The organism is Actinacidiphila alni, from assembly GCF_900112845.1.
In the GTDB taxonomy this organism is placed as follows: domain Bacteria; phylum Actinomycetota; class Actinomycetes; order Streptomycetales; family Streptomycetaceae; genus Actinacidiphila; species Actinacidiphila alni.
In genome coordinates, this window is record NZ_FONG01000001.1 from 417,400 (window position 1) to 441,660 (window position 24,261).

General features: G+C 71.7%; 17 protein-coding genes and 1 riboswitch. Of the genes, 6 read left to right on the forward strand and 11 right to left on the reverse strand.

Annotation, left to right across the window (positions count from 1 at the left end; all coding sequences use genetic code 11):
• Together BM076_RS01800 and BM076_RS01805 are read right to left on the reverse strand one after the other, a co-directional pair.
• Positions 1–768, reverse strand: coding sequence for an SDR family NAD(P)-dependent oxidoreductase (locus BM076_RS01800; protein ID WP_093711498.1), 768 nt, complete (start codon positions 766–768; stop codon positions 1–3).
• A gap of 78 nt (positions 769–846) precedes the next feature.
• Positions 847–1,233, reverse strand: a complete 387-nt coding sequence (locus BM076_RS01805; protein ID WP_093711499.1) for a winged helix-turn-helix transcriptional regulator — start codon at positions 1,231–1,233, stop codon at positions 847–849.
• Positions 1,234–1,414: 181 nt separating this feature from the next.
• Here BM076_RS01805 and BM076_RS01810 point away from each other — a divergent pair, with 181 nt between their 5' ends.
• Both BM076_RS01810 and BM076_RS01815 read left to right on the forward strand, forming a co-directional pair.
• Entirely contained in the window at positions 1,415–2,140 is a 726-nt protein-coding gene (locus BM076_RS01810) for an alpha/beta fold hydrolase (protein ID WP_093711500.1), read from the forward strand.
• Between the two features lie 148 nt (positions 2,141–2,288).
• Positions 2,289–2,843 (forward strand): Rv1733c family protein, encoded by a 555-nt coding sequence (locus tag BM076_RS01815; protein ID WP_143120497.1) that lies wholly within the window; start codon positions 2,289–2,291, stop codon positions 2,841–2,843.
• An 81-nt stretch (positions 2,844–2,924) separates the two neighbouring features.
• Here the strand turns inward: BM076_RS01815 and BM076_RS01820 are convergent, their stop codons facing one another.
• The 7 genes from BM076_RS01820 to BM076_RS01850 form a co-directional block, all read right to left on the reverse strand.
• Positions 2,925–4,274 carry an SGNH/GDSL hydrolase family protein gene (locus BM076_RS01820; protein ID WP_093711502.1) on the reverse strand — a complete coding sequence of 450 codons (1,350 nt, stop codon included), beginning with the start codon at positions 4,272–4,274 and terminating at the stop codon, positions 2,925–2,927.
• Positions 4,275–4,445: 171 nt separating this feature from the next.
• Positions 4,446–6,764, reverse strand: coding sequence for a 5-methyltetrahydropteroyltriglutamate--homocysteine S-methyltransferase (gene metE, locus BM076_RS01825; protein WP_093711503.1), 2,319 nt, complete (start codon positions 6,762–6,764; stop codon positions 4,446–4,448).
• Positions 6,765–6,925: 161 nt separating this feature from the next.
• Positions 6,926–7,144, reverse strand: a riboswitch (cobalamin riboswitch).
• 72 nt (positions 7,145–7,216) lie between these two features.
• A complete protein-coding gene (locus BM076_RS01830; RefSeq protein ID WP_093711730.1) occupies positions 7,217–8,377 on the reverse strand; it encodes an ROK family transcriptional regulator in 1,161 nt (386 codons plus the stop codon).
• An 87-nt stretch (positions 8,378–8,464) separates the two neighbouring features.
• On the reverse strand, positions 8,465–9,967 hold the full coding sequence (locus BM076_RS01835) for a glycoside hydrolase family 36 protein (RefSeq protein ID WP_093711504.1): 1,503 nt from the start codon (positions 9,965–9,967) through the stop codon (positions 8,465–8,467).
• 102 nt (positions 9,968–10,069) lie between these two features.
• Positions 10,070–11,446 (reverse strand): ABC transporter substrate-binding protein, encoded by a 1,377-nt coding sequence (locus BM076_RS01840; protein WP_093711505.1) that lies wholly within the window; start codon positions 11,444–11,446, stop codon positions 10,070–10,072.
• A gap of 59 nt (positions 11,447–11,505) precedes the next feature.
• Entirely contained in the window at positions 11,506–12,393 is an 888-nt protein-coding gene (locus BM076_RS01845; RefSeq protein WP_093711506.1) for a carbohydrate ABC transporter permease, read from the reverse strand.
• A 22-nt stretch (positions 12,394–12,415) separates the two neighbouring features.
• Positions 12,416–13,366 (reverse strand): carbohydrate ABC transporter permease, encoded by a 951-nt coding sequence (locus BM076_RS01850; protein ID WP_093711507.1) that lies wholly within the window; start codon positions 13,364–13,366, stop codon positions 12,416–12,418.
• Positions 13,367–13,514: 148 nt separating this feature from the next.
• On the opposite strand from BM076_RS01850, the gene BM076_RS01855 reads away from it, so the two are divergent.
• The 4 genes from BM076_RS01855 (at position 13,515) to BM076_RS01870 (ending at position 19,295) form a co-directional block, all read left to right on the forward strand.
• Positions 13,515–14,996, forward strand: a complete 1,482-nt coding sequence (locus BM076_RS01855) for a DUF4832 domain-containing protein (protein WP_218160022.1) — start codon at positions 13,515–13,517, stop codon at positions 14,994–14,996.
• 147 nt (positions 14,997–15,143) lie between these two features.
• Positions 15,144–17,171, forward strand: coding sequence for a DUF4832 domain-containing protein (locus BM076_RS01860; protein WP_093711508.1), 2,028 nt, complete (start codon positions 15,144–15,146; stop codon positions 17,169–17,171).
• Positions 17,172–17,256: 85 nt separating this feature from the next.
• Complete coding sequence (locus BM076_RS01865; protein WP_093711509.1) at positions 17,257–18,123, forward strand: DeoR/GlpR family DNA-binding transcription regulator; 867 nt, start codon at positions 17,257–17,259, stop codon at positions 18,121–18,123.
• Entirely contained in the window at positions 18,120–19,295 is a 1,176-nt protein-coding gene (locus tag BM076_RS01870) for a Gfo/Idh/MocA family protein (protein ID WP_093711510.1), read from the forward strand. The genes BM076_RS01865 and BM076_RS01870 overlap by 4 nt, the downstream gene beginning before the upstream one ends.
• Positions 19,296–19,302: 7 nt before the next feature.
• On the opposite strand, the gene BM076_RS01875 is transcribed toward BM076_RS01870, so the two are convergent.
• Together BM076_RS01875 and BM076_RS01880 are read right to left on the reverse strand one after the other, a co-directional pair.
• Positions 19,303–20,877 carry a phospholipase C gene (locus BM076_RS01875; protein ID WP_093711511.1) on the reverse strand — a complete coding sequence of 525 codons (1,575 nt, stop codon included), beginning with the start codon at positions 20,875–20,877 and terminating at the stop codon, positions 19,303–19,305.
• 53 nt (positions 20,878–20,930) lie between these two features.
• A complete protein-coding gene (locus tag BM076_RS01880) occupies positions 20,931–24,125 on the reverse strand; it encodes an NHL domain-containing protein (RefSeq protein WP_143120498.1) in 3,195 nt (1,064 codons plus the stop codon).
• Positions 24,126–24,261 lie beyond the last annotated feature (136 nt).

Sequence of the window (24,261 nt, forward strand, 5' to 3'; positions counted from 1 at the left end):
TCAGAGCAGGTGGCGGCCGCCGTCGACGTTGAGGGTCTGGCCGGTGACGAAGGCGGCGTCGTCCGAGGCGAGGAAGAAGACCGGGCCCGCGATGTCCTCGGCGACCGCGTGCCGTTTGAGGGCGCGGATGAGGCGCTGTGACTCGCGTACGGGCTCGGGGACGGACGCGATGGCCGCCGGGGTGAGGGTGAGGCCCGGGGTGATCAGATTGACGGTGATGCCGTAGTCGCCGAGATCGCGGGCCAGGGTGCGGGTCAGCCCGCTGATACCGGCCTTGGAGGCCACGTACGCGGACTGCATGGGGGTGCCGCCGAGCGCCGAGCCGGAGCCGATGTTGACGATACGGCCGCGGCTGCTGCCCTTCAGCAGCGGTACGAATGCCCTGGTGACCAGATAGGTGCCGGTGAGATTGACGTCCAGGACCTCGCGCCACAGCTCGACGGTCATCTGCTCGAAATGGACGGTCGGGAAGATCCCGGCGCAGTTGATCAGCACGTCGACGGGGTCGGTGTGCTGCCGCGCGGCCCCGGCGAGCGCGGCGACGCTCTCCTCGTCGGAGATGTCCGCGGCGACGGTGTGCAGCGACGGATGCCGGCCGCCGGACGCGGCGGAGTCCCAGCGGACCCGCCAGGCGTCGAGCGCGTCCTGCGCCAGGTCGGTGGCCACCACGGTGTCCCCGTTGGCCAGGAAGCGGTCGACGATCTCGGAACCTATGCCGCCCGCGGCACCGGTGACGACAACGGCGCGTGCCGTGCTGATGACGCTCATGACGTGCCCCCCAAGCCCGATCGTCAAGCCTGATCATCAAGCCCGATCGTATGGAAACCAAAGTTTCCCGGCACCCTACTACCGCGCGTCGTAGGCCGCCCGCGCCTCGTCGATCCGGGCGAGATGCGCGACGCTCCACTCCAGCAGCGGAGCGGTGGCCTCGCGCAGTGTGCGGCCCATCTCGGTCAGCTCGTAGCTGACGTGCGGCGGCATCACGCCGTGCACGGTGCGGGTCAGGATGCCGTCCCGCTCCAGGCTGCGCAGCGTCACGGTGAGCATGCGCTGGCTGATCCCGTCGACGGCCTTCTTCAGTTCGGTGAAGCGGCGCGGCCCGTTCCGCAGATTGCGGACCACGAGCAGCGACCACTTGTCCCCGACGATGTCGAGCACCACCCGGGTCCGGCACGCGTCCCCCGGCGCCACCGCCGGTACCGGCCGTGCGGCGCCGCCCGCCCTGTCGTCCATGGTTACCTCCGGAGAACCGAGGCACCGAAAAGTGCCTTATTGCCCACGGTGAGTCATGTGCACCAGCATGCATGAAGTACCAGAACAGTACCGAGGCACAAAAGGGAACCGCCAGCACCGCAGGTCAGCGGGGCGCGGCCCACCGTGCTCTCCTGCCGCTACGACGAAGGACCGCATTCTCATGTCCACATTCCTGCTGGTGCACGGCGCATGGCACGACAACCGCTGCTGGGAGCGGGTGGTCCCGCTGCTGGAGGCGGCCGGGCACTTGGTGGTGGCGCCGTCCCTGACCGGCTACGGCGACAAGGCGCACCTGCTCGGCCCCGACGTCGGGCTCGACACCCACACCGACGACGTGGTCGGGGTGATCACCGAACGCGATCTGCGCGACGTCGTCCTCGTCGGCCACAGCTACGCGGGCCTGGTGATCTCCGCCGTCGCCCATCGGATACCGGAACGCCTCGCGCACCTGGTCTACCTCGACGCGATGGTGCCGCGCGACGGGGAGTCCGCGGCCGATGTCATCCCCATCACCCGGCAGTTGATCGAAGCGGCCGAGCGCTCGGAGAGCGGCTGGCGCGTACCGCCGATGCCCGAACAGCCCGCGCCGTACGGCCTGTTCGGCGTCACGGACCCGGCGGACGTGGCCTGGCTGCGCGGCATGCTCTCCGACCACACGGTGCGCTGCCTCCAGCAGCCGGTGCGGCTGGACAATCCGGCGGCCGACGCGATCGCGCGCACGCACATCCACAACGAGGGCGCCAGGCCGCCGGGCATCACCCGCCGCCCCGTTCCCCCGATCCAGCCCAACGGCACACCCGCGCAGGTCCACACGCTGCCGACCGGCCACGACTGCATGATCACCATGCCGGCCGAACTCTCCGCCCTGCTGCTCGCGCTCGTCTGAGCCCGGCCCCGTCCTCCAAGGTGGCCGGAGAGCATCTGTTTCGGGGCCGGAAGGCCCCTCCGTAGCGGCGCCGTAAGCGGGAAGATGGAGGAGTGGAGACAACGGCGCCCCTGGCGCTGTCGGGCCACCCGCGAAGGAGGGACCGATCATGAGGCGCAGGTCATGGTTGTGGCGCGTCCGGCCGAATCCGCTGCGGCGGCGTTCGTACGCCGTCGAGGCATGGGTCTTCCTCGCGGTCGGCCTGCTCGCGCTGGCCGGTGCGGTCCTGGCCGGCACCTTCGTCGCCCAGGGACTCGACCACCGGTACGGGCAGGAGCGCGCCGCCCGGCACAGCGTCGGCGCGGTGCTGACGAAGGACGCCCCGGCCCACTTCGGCGCCACCAAGGTGGAGGTGCCGGCGAGCTGGAAGGCCCCGGACGGCACGGCGCGCACCGGCACCGTCAAGGCCGGACCCGGCTCGTCCCGCGGCGCCGTCGTCCAGGTCTGGACCGACGACCGGGGCCGACTGGCCGCGCCGCCGCTGGCGCGCTCCGTGGCGCAGTTCCAGGCGGGTGTCTTCGGCGGCCTGTCGGCGCTCGGCGTGTGCGTCGTGGCCGGGCTCGGCTGCGTGATCACGGACAAGGTGGTCGGCCGCCGCCGGTCGGACCGCTGGGCGGCCGACTGGGCGGCGGCCGACGCCCGTTGGGGTCACCGCAACGTCTGACGGTGGCCCCGTACGGGCGACGGTGGGCGCGTACCGGGCCCAACTCGCAGCGTCGGGGCACTCGTTCGCCCCGGCGACGGCTCAGCTCACGAACGTCCACTGCTGTGCCGCGGTGCTGTTGCAGTCGAAGATCTGGAGCTGCGTCCGGTCCGCCGTGGAGCTGTTGGGGTCGTCGAGGCAGCGGCCCGACTGGGGGTTGACCAGTGAGGAGCCCGGACCGGGCACCCAGCGCTGCGCGCCGGAGCCGTTGCAGCTCCACAACTGCACCTTCGTGTAGTCGGCGGTGCCGCCGCCGCTGACGTCCAGGCACTTGCCGAGCGCGCGCAGCGCGCCGCCGGCCGTGGGGGTGTACGTCCACTTCTGCGCGGCGGTGCCGTTGCAGCCGTAGAGCTGGACGGCGGTGCCGTCGGCGGTCCCGCTGTTGTTGATGTCCACGCACTTGCCCGCGATGCCCGAGTGGACGGCGGCGGTGCGCAGTTGGCCCGCGGAGACGAGCGCGGACTCCACCAGGTTCGCCGCGTTGCGCATGCCCGCCTCGTTCGGGTGGTACTGCGACCGCCCGGCCGGCGGCCGGCCCGTCTCCACCCACGGGTCGGCGGAACAGGCGTCGTGACCGTGGCTGGCGGCGGCGAGGTCGACCAGTGTCGCGCCGGCCACGCTCGCCGCGGTGGCGGTCGCGTCCGCCAGCCGCGAGGCGATGCTGCGCTCGTACGCCAACTGGTCGGCGGTGAGCGGCACATCGGTGCACGCGCCGGAGTCCGGAAGGATCGTGAAGTAGTTGACCAGATAGACATGCGCCTGCGGCGACGCGCTGTGGACGGCGTTCACCACATTCTCCAGCCGCCCGGCGAGCACACCGAAGGTCTGGTCGATGGCGCCGCGGTCCACACCCGCGCAGTTGGTGCCGCCACCGCTCTGGCAGGTGTAGGCGTCCAGACTGCCCAGATAGTTCACGTCGTTGCCGCCGATGGTGATCGTGACGGTGCGCGTGGCGCTGGTGACGGCGTTGACCTGCGGCGGCTGGCCGGCCTGACTGACGGTCAGCAGATTCGCGGTCGTCGCGCCGCTGCACGACGCGTCCGTGAGATTGGCCCCGGTCTCGCGGGCCACGATGCTGGAGTAGTTGTTGGCCGACCGGGCGCAGGCCGAGGCGCCGCTGCCGGACTGCGTCGGCGGGATTCCGGGCCCCGCGGCGAAGGAACTGCCCATCGCCACATAGTCGAGCCCGGAAGGGGTGGCGGCAGCGGCGGCCGTGGCCTGCGCCGCGGTGACCGGGACGGCGGCCACCGCCAGCGTCGCGGCGGCGGCGCACAGCGCGAGCCTGCCGCGCCGCGGAGCGGTACGGGCCCGGGCCCGTACTCGGATCCGGGCGGCGGCGGCCCGGGCGAGGGAGCGTGATCGGGTTCCGGCGGAAGGGTGGGGACCTGGCATCGGATACCTCCACTACGGCGGGACGGTTCCTGATGGCGTGCGTGACGACGTGCCTGATGGTGTGCCTAATGGCGTGGGCATGGCAACGTTGTCGGCCCCTGAATGTAGCCGCCCGGGCGGAAGCCGCCAAGAGGGCGATCGCGCCCTCTTGGCGGCCCCGTCCACCGCCGGTCAGGACCCGGAGAGCTCCGCCCTGACCGTACGGGCGGCGCCGACCAGGTTCTCCAGCGAGGCCGCGGTCTCGGGCCAGCCGCGGGTCTTCAGGCCGCAGTCGGGATTGACCCACAGGCGTTCCGCGGGGATCGCCTTCAGGCCCTCGCGCAGCAGCGCGGCGGCCTCGTCGGCGCCGGGGACGCGCGGGGAGTGGATGTCGTAGACGCCGGGTCCCGCCTCGCGCGGGTAGCCGTGCGCGGCCAGTTCGCGGGCCACCTGCATATGGGAGCGGGCGGCCTCCAGGCTGATGACGTCGGCGTCGAGGTCGTCGATGGCCTGCACGATGTCGCCGAATTCCGCGTAGCACATGTGGGTGTGGATCTGGGTGTCGGGACGCACCCCGCCGGTGGTCAGGCGGAAGGCGTCGGTCGCCCACGCCAGATACGCGGGCCTGCCGGCGGCGCGCAGCGGCAGCGTCTCGCGCAGCGCCGGCTCGTCCACCTGGATCACCGAAGTGCCCGCCGCCTGGAGGTCGTGGACCTCGTCGCGCAGGGCGAGGGCGACCTGCCGCGCGGTGTCGGCGAGCGGCTGGTCGTCACGGACGAAGGACCAGGCCAGCATCGTGACGGGTCCGGTGAGCATCCCCTTGACGGGGCGGGCGGTGAGCGACTGGGCGTAGGACGTCCAGCGCACCGTCATCGGCGCGGGCCGCGAGATGTCGCCGGCCAGGACCGGCGGGCGGACGTAACGGGTGCCGTAGGACTGCACCCAGCCGTGCCGGGTGGCGAGGTAGCCGGTGAGCTGCTCGGCGAAGTACTGCACCATGTCGTTGCGTTCGGGCTCGCCGTGCACGAGGACGTCGAGTCCGGCCTTCTCCTGGAAGGCGATGACCTCCGCGATCTCGGCCCTGATCCGCGTCTCGTAGCCGGCCGTGTCGATCCGGCCGGCGCGCAAGTCGGCTCGTGCGGTGCGCAGTTCACCGGTCTGCGGGAAGGAGCCGATCGTGGTGGTCGGCAGCAGCGGCAGTCCCAGCCGGGCGCGCTGGGCGGCGGCCCGCTCCTCGTACGGCTGCGAGCGCCGCGTGTCGGCGTCGGTGACGGCTTCGGCGCGGGCCCGTACCGCCGTGTCGCGGGTGATGGGGGAGGAAGCGCGGGAGGCCAGGTCGGCGCGATTGGCGGCAACTTCGCCCGCGATCGCGCCCGGGCCCCGGGCAAGTCCCCTGGCGAGCGTGACCACTTCGGCGGTCTTCTGCCGGGCGAAGGCCAGCCAGCGCAGGATCTGCGGATCGATGTCCCGCTCCGGCGCGGTGTCCAGCGGCACGTGCAGCAGCGAGCAGGAGGCGGCGACATCGACGCGGTCGGCGAGCCCGAGCAGGGTGCCGAGGACGGTCAGCGACTTCTGGAGGTCGTTGATCCAGATGTTGCGGCCGTTGACGACGCCGGCGACCAGCCGCTTTCCGGGCAGGCCGCCGACGGCGGCCAGATCCTCCAGATTGGCCGCCGCGGCCTCGGTGAAGTCCAGCGCCAGGCCCTCGACCGGCGCCTTGGCGAGCACCGTCAGCGCCTCGCCGAGCCGGTCGAAGTAGGAGGCGACCAGCAGCTTGGGGCGGTCGGTCAGGCCGCCGAGGTCGCGGTAGGCGCGGGCGGCGGCGTTCAGTTCGGCCGGTGTGCGGTCCTGGACCAGGGCGGGTTCGTCCAGTTGGGCCCAGCCCGCCCCGGCCGCCCGCAGATCGGCGAGCACCTCGGCGTAGACGGGCAGCAGCCGGTCCAGCAGGGTCAGCGGCTCGAAGTCGGCGGCCACGCCCGGCGCGGGCTTGGCGAGCAGCAGATACGTCACCGGGCCGACCAGCACCGGGCGCGCGTCCAGGCCGAGCGCGAGCGCCTCCTTCACCTCCGCGACCTGCTTGGCCGAATCGGCGGCGAAGACGGTGTCGGGGCCCAACTCCGGGACGAGATAGTGGTAGTTGGTGTCGAACCACTTCGTCATCTCCAGCGGCGCCACGTCCTGCGTGCCGCGCGCCATCGCGAAGTAGCCGTCCAGCGCGTCGGTTTCGACGGCGGCGCGGTGCCGCTCGGGGATCGCGCCGACCATGACGGAGGTGTCCAGGACATGGTCGTAGTACGAGAAGTCACCGGTGGGCACCTCGTGGATGCCGGCGTCGGCGAGCTGCCGCCAGGCGGTGCGGCGCAGGTCGGTGGCGGTCGCCCGGAGGGCGTCCGCGGTGACGCGGCCCTTCCAGTACCCCTCGACCGCCTTCTTCAGCTCCCGGTGCGCGCCCTGGCGCGGGTAGCCGTACACGGTGGCCCGTGCTGCCGCGGCTGCGGACTTCGGTGTCACGGAAATCTCCTTCGCGAGACAACTCCCTGAATCCCGGCGACGGGACGCGGAGGCGAAGGGGTGACGAGCGGACGGCCCGGCGGCGCCCGCGAGAGGGGCCGCTGCTGTCCGAAGTGCACGCCGACCCGCCCACGAGGTCACCGGGAAGCCGTACGCGATCGGTCGCGTACGGGCAACGGGCAGGTCTTCGGACTCGCGGGCCCGCCCTCCTGACCGGAGGACACCTACTGGCCGTCGCTTCCCAGGCCCGGCACGGGCCCAGTGCGTATGACGGCGGTCGTTCCCGCTCACCGCTGCGGGGCAGTCCCGGATTCCCACCGGGTTCCCTCTTGCGACACCCTGCCTGGCGGGCAGGGCGAACCAGCTGCGCGCCCCACGATACGGCAGTCCCGGCCCGCGCCTTTCCGTACGGGACGGCTGCCTTCCCGCACGGGACGGCGGCCGGGGAGGACTCAGCCTGCGGGCGGCGCGAGCGGGGCCGGGAGCGAGGTGGTGAACAGCCGGGCGTCGACCTCGTCCAGCGCCAGCCGCAGCGCGCCCAGCGCCACACCCTCGTCGGCCAGCGTGGAGGCCCGGATCTCGGGGACGCGCAGGCACAGCCGCTGGAGTTCGCGCTCCAGCGGTTCGAGGATGATGTCGGCCGAGCGCGAGTAGCCGCCGCCGACCACGACCACATGCGGGTCGAGGGTCAGGACGAGGGCGGCGGCGCCGACGGCCAGGTCCCGGACGTAACGGCGGACGGCGGCCTTCGCGGCCTTGTCGCCGTCCCTGGCGGCGGAGAAGACCCAGGCGGCGGCGTCGTCCGGCGCGACCGACTCCGGCAGCCCCGGGCAGTTCTGCAGATGGGCGGGGGCGCCGAGCCAGCGCACCTGGCGCAGTGCCCCGATCTCGCCCGCGGCGCCGCCGTAGCCGCGCCGCAGCGTGCCGTCGATGATCAGGCCCGCGCCGGTGCGGATGCCGGCCAGCAGATAGACGATGTCGTCGGCGTCCTGGGCGACGCCGTGCCAGCGTTCGGCGACGGCGGCGAGCTTGCAGTCGTTCTCGACGCGGATCGGCGCGTCGAAGCGCGCGGCCAGGTGCTCGGCCGGATTGACGCTCGTCCAGCCGGGCAGCGGGGTGAACAAGGTGGTGCGGCCGGTCTCGTCGACCGGCCCGGTGACACCGACGGTGATGGCCCACAGATCGTCGCCGGAGAAGCCCGTCTCGGCCAGGCAGTTCGCGATGACGGTGTCCATCGCGGCCAGCCGGGACGCCGGATCGGCGTCGGGGGTGACGGCGACCCGCGTGCTGTGCACGACCGTGCCGTCGAGGTCGGCGAGCATGGCCAGGATCTTGTGGCCGCCGACGTCGATGCCCAGGACGTGGCCGGCGTCCGCGCGGAACTGGTAGCGCCGCGCGGGCCTGCCGACCACGCTGTTCGCGGCCGGTTCGACGACGGTGGCCCAGCCGTCGGCGACGAGGGCCTTGACCATCACGTCGGCCGACGGGCGGGACAGCCCGGTACGGGCGGACAGCTCGGTGACCGTGGACGGCGGGTTGCCGCGCAGCGCCCGGACGATGCTCAGCGAATTCAGCTCGCGGAGCCTGTTCAGGTCGGTACCGGTGCCTGCCATGTCGGTCAACGCGCAACCCCTCTCCGGGCTGTCCCCATGACCCCGCCGCCGAATATTGCTGGGGTCTTTACGAATTGTATCCGCTCCTCAGGAGATCGGATACAACTGCCCGGCGCCGTCGGGGCTCACCGCGGCGGTGAAATCGACTTCCCGGCCGTCCAGCGCGTAGCGGTACCTGCCCAGCTGACGCACCTCCGGGCGGCGCGCCAGGTACTTGATCATGGCGGCGCGCTCCTCCGGGCTGAGCCAGCTCGGCGGATCCGACACCCCGCGGAAGCCGCAGATGTCGGCCAGGTCGCGCAGCCACTCCAGCTGCTGGTCGGTGAGGAGATTGAGCCGCCGCCGGAAGTACACGACATCCGGGTCGACCTCGGCCAGCGGCGCCTGCCAGAGCCGGTGCACCGAGTTGGCCACCGCATTGCGCGCCATGGCGTCCGACGGGTCGTCGCTGGCGTAGTGCTGCCAGATCGGCGCCACATCGGGGCCGCTGCGCAGCCCGTCCAACAGGCCGAGCGACGGCAGCAGCACCGCGCCGCTGCCGAGCAGATAGACGTCCTCGCCCGCGATGGAGCGGATCAGCGTCAGCGCGTCCCGGTAGACCTGCTCCCGGTCGACCCCGTCGCCCCGCGGCGCCGGCGCGAGCGCGCCGTTGATGAAGTCCAGCTTGAGGTAGCGGAAGCCCCACTCGTGCACGATGCGGTGGATCATGACGGCGATGTGGTCGCGGGCCGCCGGCTTGGCCAGATCCAGCGCCCAGTAGCCGGTGCCCCAGTTGTAACCGGCCGTCACCGGCTGCCCGTTGGCGTCGCGGAGCAGCAACTCCGGCCGCTGCCGGGCGATGTCGGAGTCGGGCAGCGCGATGAAGGGCGCGAGCCACAGGCCCGGCACCATGCCCGCGTCGCTGATCCGGCCCGCGAGCGCGGCCATCCCCGAGGGGAATTTAGCGTTGGGGTGCCAGTCGCCGACCATGGTCTCCCAGCCGTCGTCCACCTGCACGACGTCGAACGGCAGCCCCCGCAAGTCCCCGAAGTCCTCGGCGAGTTGCTCCTCGGTGATGCCCTCGTAGTACGCGTACCAGGTGCACCACACATTGCCCGCCCGGCGGTCGCGGGCGCCGAGCCGATCCGCGAGGTGCCGGGCGTAGGCGGCGAACACCTCCTGCTCGGGGCCGTAGGCCAGGAACCATGGGGCGGCCCCGGTCTCGTACCAGCCGGCCAGGGTGTCGGTGTCGGCGGACAGCCGCGGCACGCCGAGGCCGAGCGAGCCGAGCAGCAGGACGTCGCCGTCCGGGCCCTGGAGCGCGGCGACCGCGGAGGAGTGGTGGCGGTGCGGGTCGTCCCACCGCGGGTCGTCGGCGGTGACACGTCTGCGGGGGTCGGCGATCCGCAGCGGCGCCTCGGACAGCCGCCGCCAGCCGCACGGGCTCCACGAATTGTGGCCGTGCCGGTAGAACAGCGTGTCGCCGAGGGCGTGCAGCACGGCCACCCGACCGGGCGGCAGCAGCACGCCGCCCTCGACCGGTTCCGGCGCGCCGGAACCGCCCGACTCCACGGCGAACGTCCGTCCGGCCAGTTCCACGAGCAACGCCATGACTCTCCTTAGGAGTGTGGTGAGTGAGTGCGGGGGACGGTCGCGGTGATCGGCAGGCGGCGCGGAGCGTCCCCCGGACCGCTCCGCAGCCGACCGGCGCCGCTACTTGAACATCCCGTTGACCGTGTCGTTCGCCTTCTTCAGCGCGCTCGCCGCGTCGCTCTTGCCGAGGATGACCGACTGGACGGCGTCCTGGACGGTCTGGCTGATCTCATTGCCGTGATCGGTGACCGGCAGGAAGTAGGTGCCGTTCGGCGCCGCGGCCTCGTCGGTGAACACATGCGCGTCCTGGCCCTTGGCCTTGTGCGCGGCCAGCGCCTTGGCGCTCGCCTCCTTGATCGCCGGGAACACCACGGCGTTCTTGGCGACGAGGTCCTGGCAGGAGCTGGAGCCGAGGAATTTCACCCACTGCCACGCCTGGTCCTTGTGCTTGGTGCCGGCGTAGATGGCGTTGGACAGGCCGTTGATCGGGGTCTTGCGGCCGGCCGGGCCGACCGGCAGCGGCGCGAAGGCGTACTTCTGCTTGGCGGTCGCGGACAGGTAGGAGTTGATGGTCCACGACCCCGCGACGGTGATCGCGCCCTGTCCGGCGTCCATCACCGCGTCCCGGCCGAGGGTCGACTGGGCGTCGAACTTCGGCGAATAGCCCTTGTCGATCAGGTGCTTGAACCACTCGATGGTCTCGGCGAGCTTCGGGTCGTCGTAGTTGTAGTGGGTGCCCCACGGATTCTTGTCGACGAAGGTGAAGCCGTTGCTGGCCGCGAGGTCGCCCCAGCCGTTTTGGCCCTGCGAGCCGTCGGCCCATTCCGGCAGGAAGCCGTAGACCTTGACGTTGTTCTTGTCGAAGGCCGGGTCCAGGCCGTTGTGGCCGTTCTTGTCGACCGTGGCCTTGGCGATGGTCTGCTCAAGGGTGCCGCCGTCGGACGGGTTCCAGGTCAGGTCGGTGAGATTCGACGCCTGGATGCCCTGCTTGCCCAGCAGCGTGGTGTTGTAGACCAGCGCCATGGTGTCCCAGTCCTGCGGCAGCCCGTAGCGCTTGCCGTCCTTGACCCACAGGTCGGCGAGCCCCGCCTGATACTGCGTCAGGTCGACCTTGTCCTTGTCGACGTACGGCTGGATGTCCAGGATCTGGTTGCTGGTGGCGAACTGCGGATAGTACGACGCCTGGTCGGTCCAGACGTCCGGGGCGCTGCCGGAGGCGAGCTGGGTGGTGAGGTTCTGCCAGTACTCGTTCCACGCGGTCTGGGTGATCTTCACCGTGATGTCCGGGTTCGCGGCGTGGAAGGCGTCGGCGCACGCCTGGTACGAGGCGGTCTGGTTGTCGTCCCACAGCCAGTAGTTGATGGTCGTCTTGCCGCCGGAGGCGTCGTCGGAGCCGCTGCCGCCGCAGGCGGCCGTGGTGCCGACGAGGGCGAGGGTCAGCACCGCTCCCGCGGCCTTCGCGGAGTTTCTCGCGGAGAGTCTGATGGCGTGTCTCATTGGGGGAGTCCTCTGTGTGCGCGGGTGGGTACGTCGGTGGTCGGGCGGGCCGCCGTCGTCTACTTGATGCCGCTGAAGTTGAGCGACTGGACCAGCCGCTTGCCCAGGAAGATCAGCAGGACGAGTACCGGCAGGACCGAGAGCGTGGAGCCGGCCATCAGGCCGGTCCAGTCCGGCTGGGTGTTGGGGGACTGCTGCAGAAAGACGCCGAGGGCGACGGTCAGCACCCGGGTGTGTTCACCGCGTCCGACCAGCAGCGGCCACAGATAGTCCTTCCAGGCCCACACGGTGGTGGTCAGCCCGATGGTGATCAGCGGGCCGCGGCTCATCGGCACGATGATCCGCCAGAAGGCACCCCAGCGGCCGACACCGTCGAGCACGGCGGCCTCCTCCACCTCCTTGGGGATGGAGAGGAAGAACTGGCGCAGGAAGAACACCGCGAAGGGCGTCATCAGCACGCTCGGCGCCACGAGTCCGAAGAAGGTGTTCATCAGGCCGAGGTTCTTGACCATCGTGAAGTTCGGCAGCAGCGTGAAGATCGGCGGGACCATCAGGGCCGCGACCAGGATGCCGAACAGGGCGTCCCGGAAGGGGAAGCGCAGCCGGGCGAAGGCGTAGCCGGCCATCGCGCAGAAGAAGGTCTGCGCGATCGCGATCACCGCGCTGTAGATGATCGAATTCAGCGTGTACCAGAGGAAGTTGATCTGCGCCCCGGAGCCGCCGGCGGCGCGCGCCCGCTCCGCGCTCGTCATGCCCAGTACGCGTTTGAAGTTGATCAGCGTCGGGTGGTGCGGCCACAGCGCGTGCGAGTCGGCGAACAGGTCGCCGGCCGGGGTGAGCGCGGTGCGCACCATCCAGTAGAACGGGAACACCGTCACCAGCACCGCGGCGATCAGGATCGCCCAGGCCATGCCGCGGCCGATCCGCGAGCCCCGTCTTGCTGACATCGAAGACATCGAATCTCCTGGCCTAACCGAGGTCCGAGCGCGAGGCGCGCAGCAGCCGCAGTTGTACGAAGGTGAGCAGGCCGAGGATGACCACGAGCACCATGGCGACGGCGGAGGCGTAGCCCATGTGGAAGAACGTGAACGCCTGCTGGTAGATGTAGAAGTAGATGACCCGGGTCTCCGGGATCGGCGAGCCGCGGTAGACGACGGCGACCGTGTCGAAGATCTGGAACGACCCGATCAGCGAGACCACCAGGACCAGTGCGAGGATCGGCCGCAGCAGCGGCAGCGTGATCCGGCGGAACATCCGGAACTCCCCGGCGCCGTCGACCACGGCGCTCTCGTACAGCTCCTGCGGGATCTGCAGCATCCCGGCGTAGAGCAGCAGCGCGGTGTAGCCGGTGTACGCCCAGGTGTTGACCAGGGCCACCGACGGCATCGCCCAGGTCGGCGAGTAGAAGGAGACCGTGCCGACGCCCATGCTGTGCAGCAGGTGGTTGGCGAAGCCGAGGTTGGCGTCCAGCAGCCACGCCCACAGCAGGCCGACGGTGACATTGGGCACCAGCCAGGGCAGCAGCAGCGTCGCGCGCAGCACCGCCGAGCGGGTCAGCCGGTGCATCAGGGCCGCGAGGCCGAGTGCCAGCACCGTCTGGGACACGATGTTGATGCCGACGTAATAGGCGGTGACCTTCAGCGAGTTCCAGAACTGGTCGTCGTGCAGCAGCTCGGAGTAGTTGTCCGAGCCCACGTACGACGGTGAGTTGAGAAGGCTGTAGTCGGTCACCGAGAACCACACGCCGCGGACGGTCGGATACACGTAGAAGACGGCGAATCCGATGAGGACCGGGGCGATGAACAGCGGCGCGACCCTTCGGTCGTCGCGCGGGCGCCTGGGTCTTCGGGCGGGGGCGCCGTGCCCGTCGCGGCTCGGGGCCGCCGCTTCGCCGGACGTCCAGCCGGTCAGCACGGTCATCGGGCCTCCTCTTCCGGTCCATTGCTCTCGATCATGGTTGTGACCCTTGCCACAGGCCGATCTGCACCTCAATAATGATGAAGCTCTTCGAAATTTTGTCAACACCTCCTCGTATCTACGAGGAAACAGACGAAGGGATTCCTGACCTGTGGTCACTCCCAGCCGCACACACCACACGGGTCGCACACGAAGACGGGGACTGTCGGTACTGGTCGCGCTGAGCACGCTGGTCGGCGGCGGCCTGCTGCTGCCGGGCGCCGCCTCGGCGCACGCCGCGCACCCGGGACGCCCGGGACATCCGGGATACCCGGGGCACCCGGCCCCCGCGTCCGCGCACGGCTGGCGGCAGCTCGCGCCGGGCGCCACGCCGGAGGCCAACCCGCTGGAGGGCTTCATCCCCTACGCGGGCGACTACAGCACCTTCCCGTACGCGATGGAGTGGTTCTACCTGCCGCTGAACGCGGTCATGACCGGCCCCGACACCTTCGACTGGGGCGCCCTCGACACACAGCTCGACACGATCGCCGCGCGCGGCCACCAGGCGGCCTTCCGCTTCTACCTGGACTACCCGGGCAAGCCCAGCGGCGTCCCGCGCTATCTGCTCGACGGCGGTCTAACCACGCACCCCTACCAGGACTTCGGCAACAACGGCGTCAGCGTCTCACCCGACTACGACGACCCCGCCCTGGACTCCGCGCTCGACCGGTTCATCGCCGCGCTCGGCGCCCGCTACGACGGCGACCCGCGGATCGGCTTCCTCCAGCTCGGGCTGCTCGGCTTCTGGGGCGAGTGGCACACCTACCCGCACGACGGGACGACACTGCCGGAGGACTGGTTCGCCTCACCGGCCGAACAGCGGCGCGTGCTGCGCGACTTCGACGCGGCCTTCGACACCACCAGGCTCCAGGCCCGCTACCCGAGCACGGACAACGCGGCGCTCGGCATGGGCTACCACGACGACTCCTTCGCGGTGGAGACCCTGCCCGGCACCGGCTGGCACTTCATGGACAAGGCGATCGCGGCGGGCACCACCGACAAGTGGCGCACCCAACCGGTCGGCGGCGAACTGCGCCCCGAGATCCAGGGCTGCATCTTCGACGCGACCCCCGACTGCCCGGTCGTCGAGGACGGCGCGGACAACGACTTCGCCGCCAGCGTCGCCGCCACCCACGCCTCCTGGCTGCTCGACCAGTACGCCTTCGCCCCCGGCCACACCGGCGCCGACCGCGACCGGGCACTGGCCGGCGCGCAGTCGCTCGGCTACCGGCTGCGGGTCACCGCCGCCCGGACACAAGCCGGCGGCCGCTCCCTCACCGTCGGCGTCCGGATGGAGAACACCGGCGTCGCACCGTTCTCCTACGACTGGCCGGTGCAGATCGCCGCGGTCGACAGCCGCGGCCGTATCGCCAGGACGTGGACCACGCCCTGGAAGCTGACCGCGATCGAGCCGGGCGAACCCCGGCAGCTCACCGCGTCGCTCGGCGCGTCCGGGCTGCGGCCCGGTACGTACACGCTGGTCATGCGCGCCGCGAATCCGCTGCCGAACGGTGTGCCGCTGCGCTTCGCCAACGCCGACCAGGACCGCACCGTGAACGGCTGGCTGACCCTCGGTACGAACCGGGTCCGCTGACGCCCGACCGCCCACCCGCCCCCCCCCGATCCGTACGACCCTCGCGTATCAGCTCCACGTCCCACCCCACCCCCCCCGAGCCGGGGCTCCGGCGAGCCGCACAGCCGGAGCCCGGGTCCGCCACGCCTTCACCAGGAGGTCGGTTCCATGCGTACCCTTGTGCCCCCACGTGTCCTGACGGCGGTGATCGCCCTGTGCACGGCCGTGGTCGCCATCGCCTTCACCGTGCTCCCGGCGAGCCCGGCCACCGCCACCACCGGCGCCGGCACGGCGGCGGCGAAAGCGAAAGCCGCCGCCGCGTTCACCGCCGTGCCGCACGGTGTCCCGGCCCGGCCCGCGCCGCCGGCCACCCCCGATCCGTCGCTCCAGGACCACGCGCTGGCGTCGGCCCCCGGCCCGGTGGACAACCCGCTGAAGGGCTTCGCGACCTTCTACTCGCCCGGCAGCGACGAGAACACCGGCTACCCGCACGCGCTGCAGTGGAGCTACTTCGGCCTGTCCGAGGTGATGACCGACCCGAACAACTGCGGCAGTTACAACTGGAGCATCGTCGACAACGCGCTCGACGAGATCGCCTCCTACGGCAACCAGGCCGCGATCCGCTTCTACATGGAGTATCCGGGCGGCACCGGCACCCACCCCGCCAACGCCATCCCGCACTGCTTCGACGGGCACGTCACGTACCGCACCAACACCCAGTGGGGCACTACCAGCCCCGACTACGACAGCCCGTACCTGCTCGACGCACTGGACGCCTTCATCGCCGCCTACGGCGCCCGCTACGACGGCGACCCCCGCATCGGCTTCATCAACCTCGGCCTGATCGGGCTGTGGGGCGAATGGCACACCTGGCCGTACGACACCGACACCTCCTCGGACAGCTTCCCGAACTACATGCCCACCGACGCGCACGCCGCCCGGGTCATCCAGGACTACGACAACGCCTTCCAGCACACCAAGCTGGAGGTGCGCTACCCGTCCTCCGGCGGCGGCGCCGCGAACGACCTGGACATCGGCTACCACGACGACTCCTTCTGCTACCGCGAAGGCAGCCCGCTGGCGGGCGTCACCCTGCCGCAGTCGCTCGGCGGCGCCGACTACTCGCAACTGCAGGCCGACCTGAACGAAGGCACCGAGAACAAGTGGATCACCGACTCCATGGGCGGTGAGGTGCGTCCGGAGATCCAGCCGTCCGCCTTCTCCTCCTGGCCCGGCGGCTCGGGCCAGGTCGACAACATGAAGGCGTGCATCGAACTGGAGCACACCACCTGGAAGATCGACCAGGGCAGCCTCAGCTACTCGCCCACCGACCCCAACGTCGGCGCCGCGGTCAGGCTGATGGGCTACGACCTCGGCGTCACCGACGCGTACTACAAGAACAGCGCGAGCGGGACGACGAACATCGGCGTCCGGATGACCAATGACGGTGTCGCGCCCTTCTACTACCCCTGGCAGGTCACCCTCGGCCTGAAGAACAGCAGCGGCAGCGTCGTCAAGACCTGGGACACCCCCTGGGACCTGCGGACCGTCATGCCGCAGAAGATCCGCGCCTTCCCCGACTGGGGCGTCGGCTCCGACCCCACCTACCTCGACTACGGCTACCCGCAGTATTTCCAGACCGCCGTCGACCTGTCGTCCGTGGCCACCGGCTCCTACCAACTCGTGCTGCGGGTGAAGAACCCGCTGGAGTCGGTCAGCGCCAACGCCAAGAAACTGCGCTTCGCCAACGCCACCCAGAACGCCGACGGCTGGCTGGGCCTGGGCGCGATGACCGTCGGCTCCGGCGGCAGCACCGCCTCCGGCAGCTACGAGGCCGAGGCGTCCGGCAACACCCTCACCGGCGGCGCGGTGACCGCGACCTGCGCGGGCTGCTCCGGCGGCGCCAAGGTCGGCTACGTCGGCAACGGCGCGACGCTCACCTTCACCGGAGTCGACGGCGGCAGCGGCGGCCCTGCCACGATCACCGTCCACTACGCGACCGCCGAGGACCGCACCGCCACCGTCGCCGTCAACGGCGGGACCGGGACGGCCGTCTCCTTCCCGTCCACCGGGGACTGGAACACCGTCGGTACGAAGACGGTCACGGTCGATCTGGCGGCGGGCGGCGGCAACACGATCACGATCGGCAATCCGTCCGGCTGGGCGCCCGACATCGACCGGATCACCCTGTCCTGAGCCAGGCCCCCGTTCCGCGCCCGGCGGCGGGACGCGGCGGCCCGCCCGCCCGTCCCGCCCCGGGCGCCCACCCACCGGAGCAGCCATGCTGGCCCGCGAACGGCACCGCACCATCCTCGCCCTGCTGGGCAGCCGCGGCGGTGCGAGCAATCACGAACTCACCCGCATCCTCGGGGTGTCGGAGAGCACGGTCCGCCGCGACCTGACCGACCTCGACCGGCGCGGCGCGCTGCGCCGGGTGTCCGGCGGTGCGCTCCCGCTCGACACCACCCGGGCCGACCTGCCACCGCCGCCGCCCAGGACGTACGGCATCGCCCGCGCCGCCGCCGCGGTCGCGGAACCGGGCTCGACCGTCGCCGTCTCCGGCGGCGCCCACACCGCCGCCCTGGCCAAGGCGCTCGCCAGGGTGGCGGACCTGACCGTCGTCACCACCTCGACGGCCGTCGCCGACACCCTTTTCGCGGCGGTGCCGGTCGGCGGGCCGCACCGCGAGCACATCGTCGTCGGCGGGATCAGCACCGGCGACGGGCAGGTGGGGGAGCTGGCACTGGCCGCGATCCGGTCGCTGCACGTCGACACGCTGTTTCTGGCGGTGCACGGTGTGCACGGCATCCTCGGGGTGCACGGCAGGCCGGGCGGCGGCGAGTTCACCGCCGCCTCGCAGCCGGCCGCCGAGACCGGCCGGGCGCTGGTCGCCGCCGCCCGGCAGGTCGTCGTGCTCGCCGACCACACCACGTGGGGGCGGGCCGGGACCGCCGCCGTCGCCCGCCTGGACCGCGCGGACATCGTCGTCAGCGACAGCGCGCTGCCCGCCGACGCCCGGGCCGTACTGACCGCCCACACTGGGCAGTTGATCCTCGCCGACCCGCGCGCGCCCCGGCAGACGCGGCGCCCCCGCACCCACCCCTCGTCCGCGCACCCGCACGGACCCACCCCGTGGAGAACACGATGAGCACCACCGGCACGACCGACCTCCGCCTGGCCGTCATCGGCCTCGGCGCCCGCGGCTATCTCGCCGACCTCGCGCACCGGCCGGGCCGCGGGGCCCGGGTGGTCGCGTGCGTCGACCCGCGGCCCGCGGCGCACGACGAGGCGCGGCGCAGGTTCGGCCCCGGTGTCGGGGCCCTCACCGACCACCGGGCGCTGGACCCGGCACGGATCGACGCCGCGCTCGTCCTGGCCCCCGACGACCTGCACGAACCGATCGCGCTCGACCTGCTCACCGCGGGCATCGCGACCTTCGTCGAGAAGCCGCTCGCCATCACCACCGAGGGCTGCGACCGGATCCTCGACACCGCCCGCACACACGGGTCACGGCTCTACGTGGGCCACAATCTGCGCCACGCGCCGTTCGTGACGGCCATGCGCGACCTGATCGCCGACGGCCGGATCGGCACGGTCACCTCGATCTGGTGCCGGCACTTCGTCGGCCACGGCGGCGACTACTACTTCAAGGACTGGCACGCCGACCGCGCCCGCAGCACCGGACTGCTGCTGCAGAAAGGCGCCCACGACCTCGACGTCATCCACTGGCTCGGCGGCGCGCCCGCCACCCATGTCAGCGCCTTCGGCACGCTCGGTGTCTACGGCGGCAACCCGGACCGCGCCGATCCCGCCGACCGCGACGGGCAGTTGATGCCGGACTGGTTCGACCCCGGTGCGAACTGGCCGCCGGAGCGGCAGCGCGGCCTCCACCCGGTCATCGACGTCGAGGACCTCAGCGTCGTCAACCTCCGCCTGGCCAACGGCGTCCTGGCCACGTACCAGCAGTGCCACTACACGCCCGACTACTGGCGCAACTACACCGTCATCGGCACCCGCGGGCGCCTGGAGAACTTCGGCGACCTCGACGGCGCCACGATCAAGGTGTGGAACTCCCGCCGCTCCGGCTACCGCGCCGACGCCGATCTGACCGTGCGGGTGCCGGTGGAGGAGGAGTCGGGGCACGGCGGCGCCGACGAGGCGGTGGTCGACGAATTCCTGCGCTACGCCCGCGACGGCGGCGCGACGGTCACCTCCCCGACCGCCGCGCGCGACGCGGTCGCCGCCGGATACGCGGCCACGCGGTCGCTGCGCGCGGGCGGCACCCTGGTCGAGGTGCCGCCCGCGCCGGACGGTTGGTGAAGTCGCCCTAGCGGCCGTGCTCCTGGCGCGGCACGGACTGCGTGGCGCCGGGCCGCGGCGGCATCGGCTGGGTCGCCGCCGTGGTCTGCGCCGCGAGGTTGGCCGCGGTGGTGGTCGGGTCGAACTGCGGGTTGGACGGGGCCGGTTTGCGATCGTTGAGCCGCAGCGCGCCGCTGAAGTCGCCGAAGGTCCGGCGCCGCCACGTACTGATGGGCGTGAAGGTGACGGGACCGTGCCCGGACAGGCCGCCCGCCGCGGTGATCGTCTCGATGAACTGCAGCCCCGAGGTGTGGTCGGAGACCTCGGAGAAGATCCGGCCGCCCACCGTCCACGGCGAGACGATGACACACGGCACCCGGAAGCCCGCGCCCACCGGCAGACCGCCGCCCGGCGTGCCCTTCGGCGACGGCACGGTCACGAACTCCTCAGGATATTTGCGGGGGTTCGGGACCGGCGGCGGTACGTGGTCGAAGAAGCCGTCGTTCTCGTCGTAGTTGAGGACGAAGACCGTCGAATTCCACAACTCCTCGTTGGAGGCGAGCGCTTCGAGCTTCGACGCCAGATACTGCGCGCCTGCCGCGGGCAGATTCGGCGGGTGCTCGTCGGCCTCGCTCGGCATGTACAGCCAGGACACATCGGCGAGGACACCGTTGGCGCAGTCCTCCTCGAAGCCCAGCGCGGGGTCGGAGGCGAGGGTCGGGCTGGTCGGATTGCCGACCCGGCCGGGCGTGCCGTCGCCGTACAGCGTGCCGCCGGTCATCACCGAGTTGTACAGGTCGACCGGCACGGTCGCCCGGTTCTTGAAACTGGCGAACCAGGAGAAGGCGTTGAAGCCGCTGCTCGCCCCGGCGAAGTACGTCTTCACGCTGTAGCCCGCGTCGTGCAGGATCTCCGCCGCCGACGGGTGCGTCATCGGGTTGGGCATCACCGTCTCCAGGCACGGCCCGCCGAATTTGCCCTCCGGGTCGTTCGTGCCGGACATCCACACCAGCCGGTTCGGGTCGGTCGGACCCAGGATCGAGCAGTGGTAGTTGTCCAGCAGGGTGAACGACTCGGCGAGCGCCCAGTGGAAGGGGATGTCCTCACGGGTGAAGTAGCCCATGGTGTACGAGCCGTTGACCTCGCCGTCGGCGGCCAGGTGGGTGGAGAGCCAGCCGTCCATCTTCCCCTGGTTCCACGAGGCGTGCTGGTCGCGCCAGTCGTGGGACAGCGACGGGATCGCAGCCGCGCCGGTGGTGATGGTCGACATGTGGAACGGTTCGAGATAGCCGTCCGGGTTGGCCGGATCGGGCTGCTGGAACACGGAGTTGCCGTTCGGCAGGGTGATGGCCGTCGGGTCGTCGAAGCCGCGGGCACCGGGGAAGGTGCCGAAGTAGTGGTCGAAGGACCGGTTCTCCATCATCACGTACACCACGTGCTTGATGTCGGAGAGGCTGCCCCGGGTGGGGCGGGCGGTCGCGGCGGCGCGGGCGAGGTTCTCCGGCAGGACGCCCGCCACACCGGCGGCGCCGGCCAGCGCCGCCGCCGTCGTGACGAACCGGCGCCGGGACATGCCGGGGCGGGCGGAATCGGTGTCGCTCATCGTCTCTCTTCTTCGTCTCGTGGGCGTCGGGCGGCCCGGTCGGGGATCGGGGGTCACGAGGCCGCGGGGGCCACGGGGCCCGCCGCGTCGCCGGACCGTGCGACGCCGAGCACCTGCGCGATCGCGCTGTTGTGCGTGTCGGCGATGTAGAGGAGGTGGGTGGCCGGGTCGACCGCGACCGCGTACGGGGTGTTGAGCTTCGACGCGGACGGCGCCGCGCCGCTGCTCTCCCCGCCGGGCTGCGCCGAGGAGTTGACGACCGTGGAGATGATTCCGTCGGGGCCGATCCGCCGGATCGCGTTGTTGAAGGTGTCGGCGACGAACAGGTCGCCCGCGCTGTCCAGGGCCACGCCCTGCGGGTCGTTGAGCCGCGCGGCGGTGGCGGGACCGCCGTCGCCGGAGAAGCCGCCGAGGCCGTCGTCGGCCCGGTCGGCGGTGTGGTCGCCGGCCACGGTGGTGATGACCCCGGTCGCCGCGTCCACCCGGCGGATCACGTTGTTGGACGAGTCGGCGATGTACAGATCGCCCTTCACGTCCAGGGCGATGCCGTTCGGCTGGTTGAGCCGCGCGTGGGCGGCCGCGCCGCCGTCGCCGGTGTATCCGGGGGCGCCGCTGCCGATCACCCGGGTGACCGCGCCCTTGGCGGAGACCACCAGCACCCGGTTGTTGTGGCTGTCGCAGACGTAGACGCTGCCCGCCGCGTCCACGGCGACGGCCGTCGGCCGGTCGAGCTGCGAACCGCGGGCGACGGACGTGACCTTGGACCCGGCGACGCCGGTGCCGGCGAACCGCTGGATGCGGCCGTCCGGGGTGACCTCGCGGATCACGTTGTCGCCGCTGTCGGCGATGAAGAGATTGCCCGCGGTGTCCACGGCGGTGCCGCCGGGCTGGTAGAGCGTCGCCTTGTCGGCCGGGCCGCGGTCACCGGTCTCGCCGTAGCCCTCCAGGGAACCGGCGAGGATCGTGGTGGCGCCGTTCCTCAGCTCCGCCACCACATTGTCACCGGTGTTGGACACGTACACCGAGCTGTCGCCGACGCTGCCCAGCTCGGCCCGCACGCTGGCCGCGGCCGGGGAGGGGTGCGTAGGGCCGGCGCCGACGGAGACGCCGAAGGGGTGATAGAGCGCGCCCGGGGTGACGTTCGGCACGACGGCGCCGGTGCCCGGGTCCACATGGGTGCCCGCGGAGTCCCCGACGGACGCGTACGGCATCGTCTGGAGGACCGGTCCGGTGGGCGCCGCGCTCGCGCCGATCGTCAGATCAAGGTCGTCGGCGGCGCCGTCGCTGTTGGCGCCGCTGCTGACGCCGACGGTGGCGACGGTGAGCAGCACCTTCACCGCGCCGTCGGGGACCGTGCCGTACCACGCCTGGTGGACGAGGCTGGAGATGTTGTCGCGCTGCGCCGCGGTGACCGGGCCGATGACGGCCGAGCCGAGCGTGCCGCCCTTGGCGTCCTGGAAGGCGGCGGTGACGGTCGCGTAGTCGCTCTGCGTCGCGTAGCCGCCGAGGTCGGCGGAGAGCCGGAACGGGCGCCCGCCGGCGTCGAGTCCGCCGAGGTCGACCGACTGGGTGCCGGTGGTGGTGACGCCCGGGATCGACACCGTGCTGGGGTTGGTGCCGCCGTAGAAGACCCGGCTGCCGGTGACGCCCGGATACGTGGAGGCCCGCGACTCCTGGGTGCCGTTGGGCGGGTTGAGCGGTGAGGTGCTCGTCCAGCAGTCGGCGATCGTCTGGTCGTCGGTGAGCGGTGCGCCCAGCGCGGTGGCCGTGGTGAAGTGCTCGGCGCCCGGATTGGCGATCAGATTGCGGTCGAGCGCCGGGGTGACCTTGTCGGCGTCCGCGCAGGGCGCCGTCCAGCTCTGGCCCGCGGCCTTGTGACCGATCGTCAGATTCAGATTGTCGGCCGTGCCGTCGCTGTTGGCGCCCGCGCTGACGGCCGCCGTGATGACCGTGACGAGGACCGTACGGGTGCCCGCGGGCACGGTCCCGTACGCCCCGTCCGTCAGCAGCCGCGAGGTGTTGCCGCGCTGGGCGGCGGTTGCCGGGCCGATGCCCGCCGTGCCGAGCGTGGCGCCCTCGGCGTCCTGGAAGGTGGCGACGACCTGGGCGAAGTCGGCCTGCGTCGCGTAGCCGCCGACCTCACCGGTCAGCTTGAACGGCTGCCCGTCGGCGTTGAGGGCGCTGATGTCGACGGTCTGGCTGCCGCTGGTGACCACACCGGGGACCGACACGGTGCTGGGGTTGGTGCCGCCGTAGAAGACCCGGCTGCCGGTGACGCCCGGATACGTGGACGTCCGCGACTCCTGCGTGCCGTCCGGCGCGGCGAGCGGTGAGGTGCTCGTCCAGCAGTCGGCGATCGCCCGGTCGTCGCCCGCGGGCGCGCCCAGGTCGGTGACCGCGGTGGTGTCCTCGGCGCCGGGATTGGCGAGCAGATTGGTGTCGAGGGCGGGCGTGACCTTGTCCGCGTCGGGGCACGGCGCCTGGTAGTGCTGGCCGTTGCCGCCGGAGATCGTCAGGTTCAGATTGTCCGCCCGGCCGTCGATGCCGTAACCGGCGCTGACCCCCACCGACGCGACCGTGATCATGATCTGCGTGGTGCCGGCCGGTACGCTGCCGACCGCCGCCTGCGGGACCAGGCTGGTGACATTGCCGCGCTGGGCGGCGTTGACCGGGCCGATGACGGCCGAACCGAGCGTCGCTCCCTGAGAGTTCTGGAAGGCGGCGGTGACGGTCGCGTAGTCGCTCTGCGTCGTGTAGCCGCCGATGGCGCCGGTCAGGGTGAACGGCTTGCCGCCCGCGTCGAGTTGCCCGACGTCGATCAACTGGGTCGCGGTGGTCGTGACGTTCACGATCGAGACCTGCGGGGAGTGGTAGTCGTAACCGCCGTAGAAGGTACGGCTGCCGGTCTGACCGGGGGTCGAGGCCGCGTACGACTCCAGGACGGCGCCGGGCGCGTCCATGGGCGAGCCGGCGATCCAGCAGTCGGGCACGTACTGCGGGTCGCCCGCGGGCGCGCCCAGGTCGGTCACCGCGGTGTAGTCCTCGGCGCCGGGGTTGGCGATCAGATTGGAGTCGAGGGCCGGGGTCACCACGTCCTGGGCGGGGCAGGCGGCGCTGTAGCGCTGACCGGTGCTGGCCGCGGCAGCGGAACCGCCGCCCGCGTCACCTCCCACGAGGCCGAACACTGTCGCCGCCGCGGCGACGACCGCCCCGGCGGCCGTCCAGCGGGCCTTCCTGTGAAGTCTCATGCCCCCCATTGGCGGAGAGGGCGAGGGATGCCGTGCGGCCCCCGGCTTTCCTGCGGCCGACCCGCGTGTGAACACTCGTCATGTGCACGCCGGATCAGGGGTGTTCGGGCGGGTTGAGGGCCATTTGGTGCCGGTG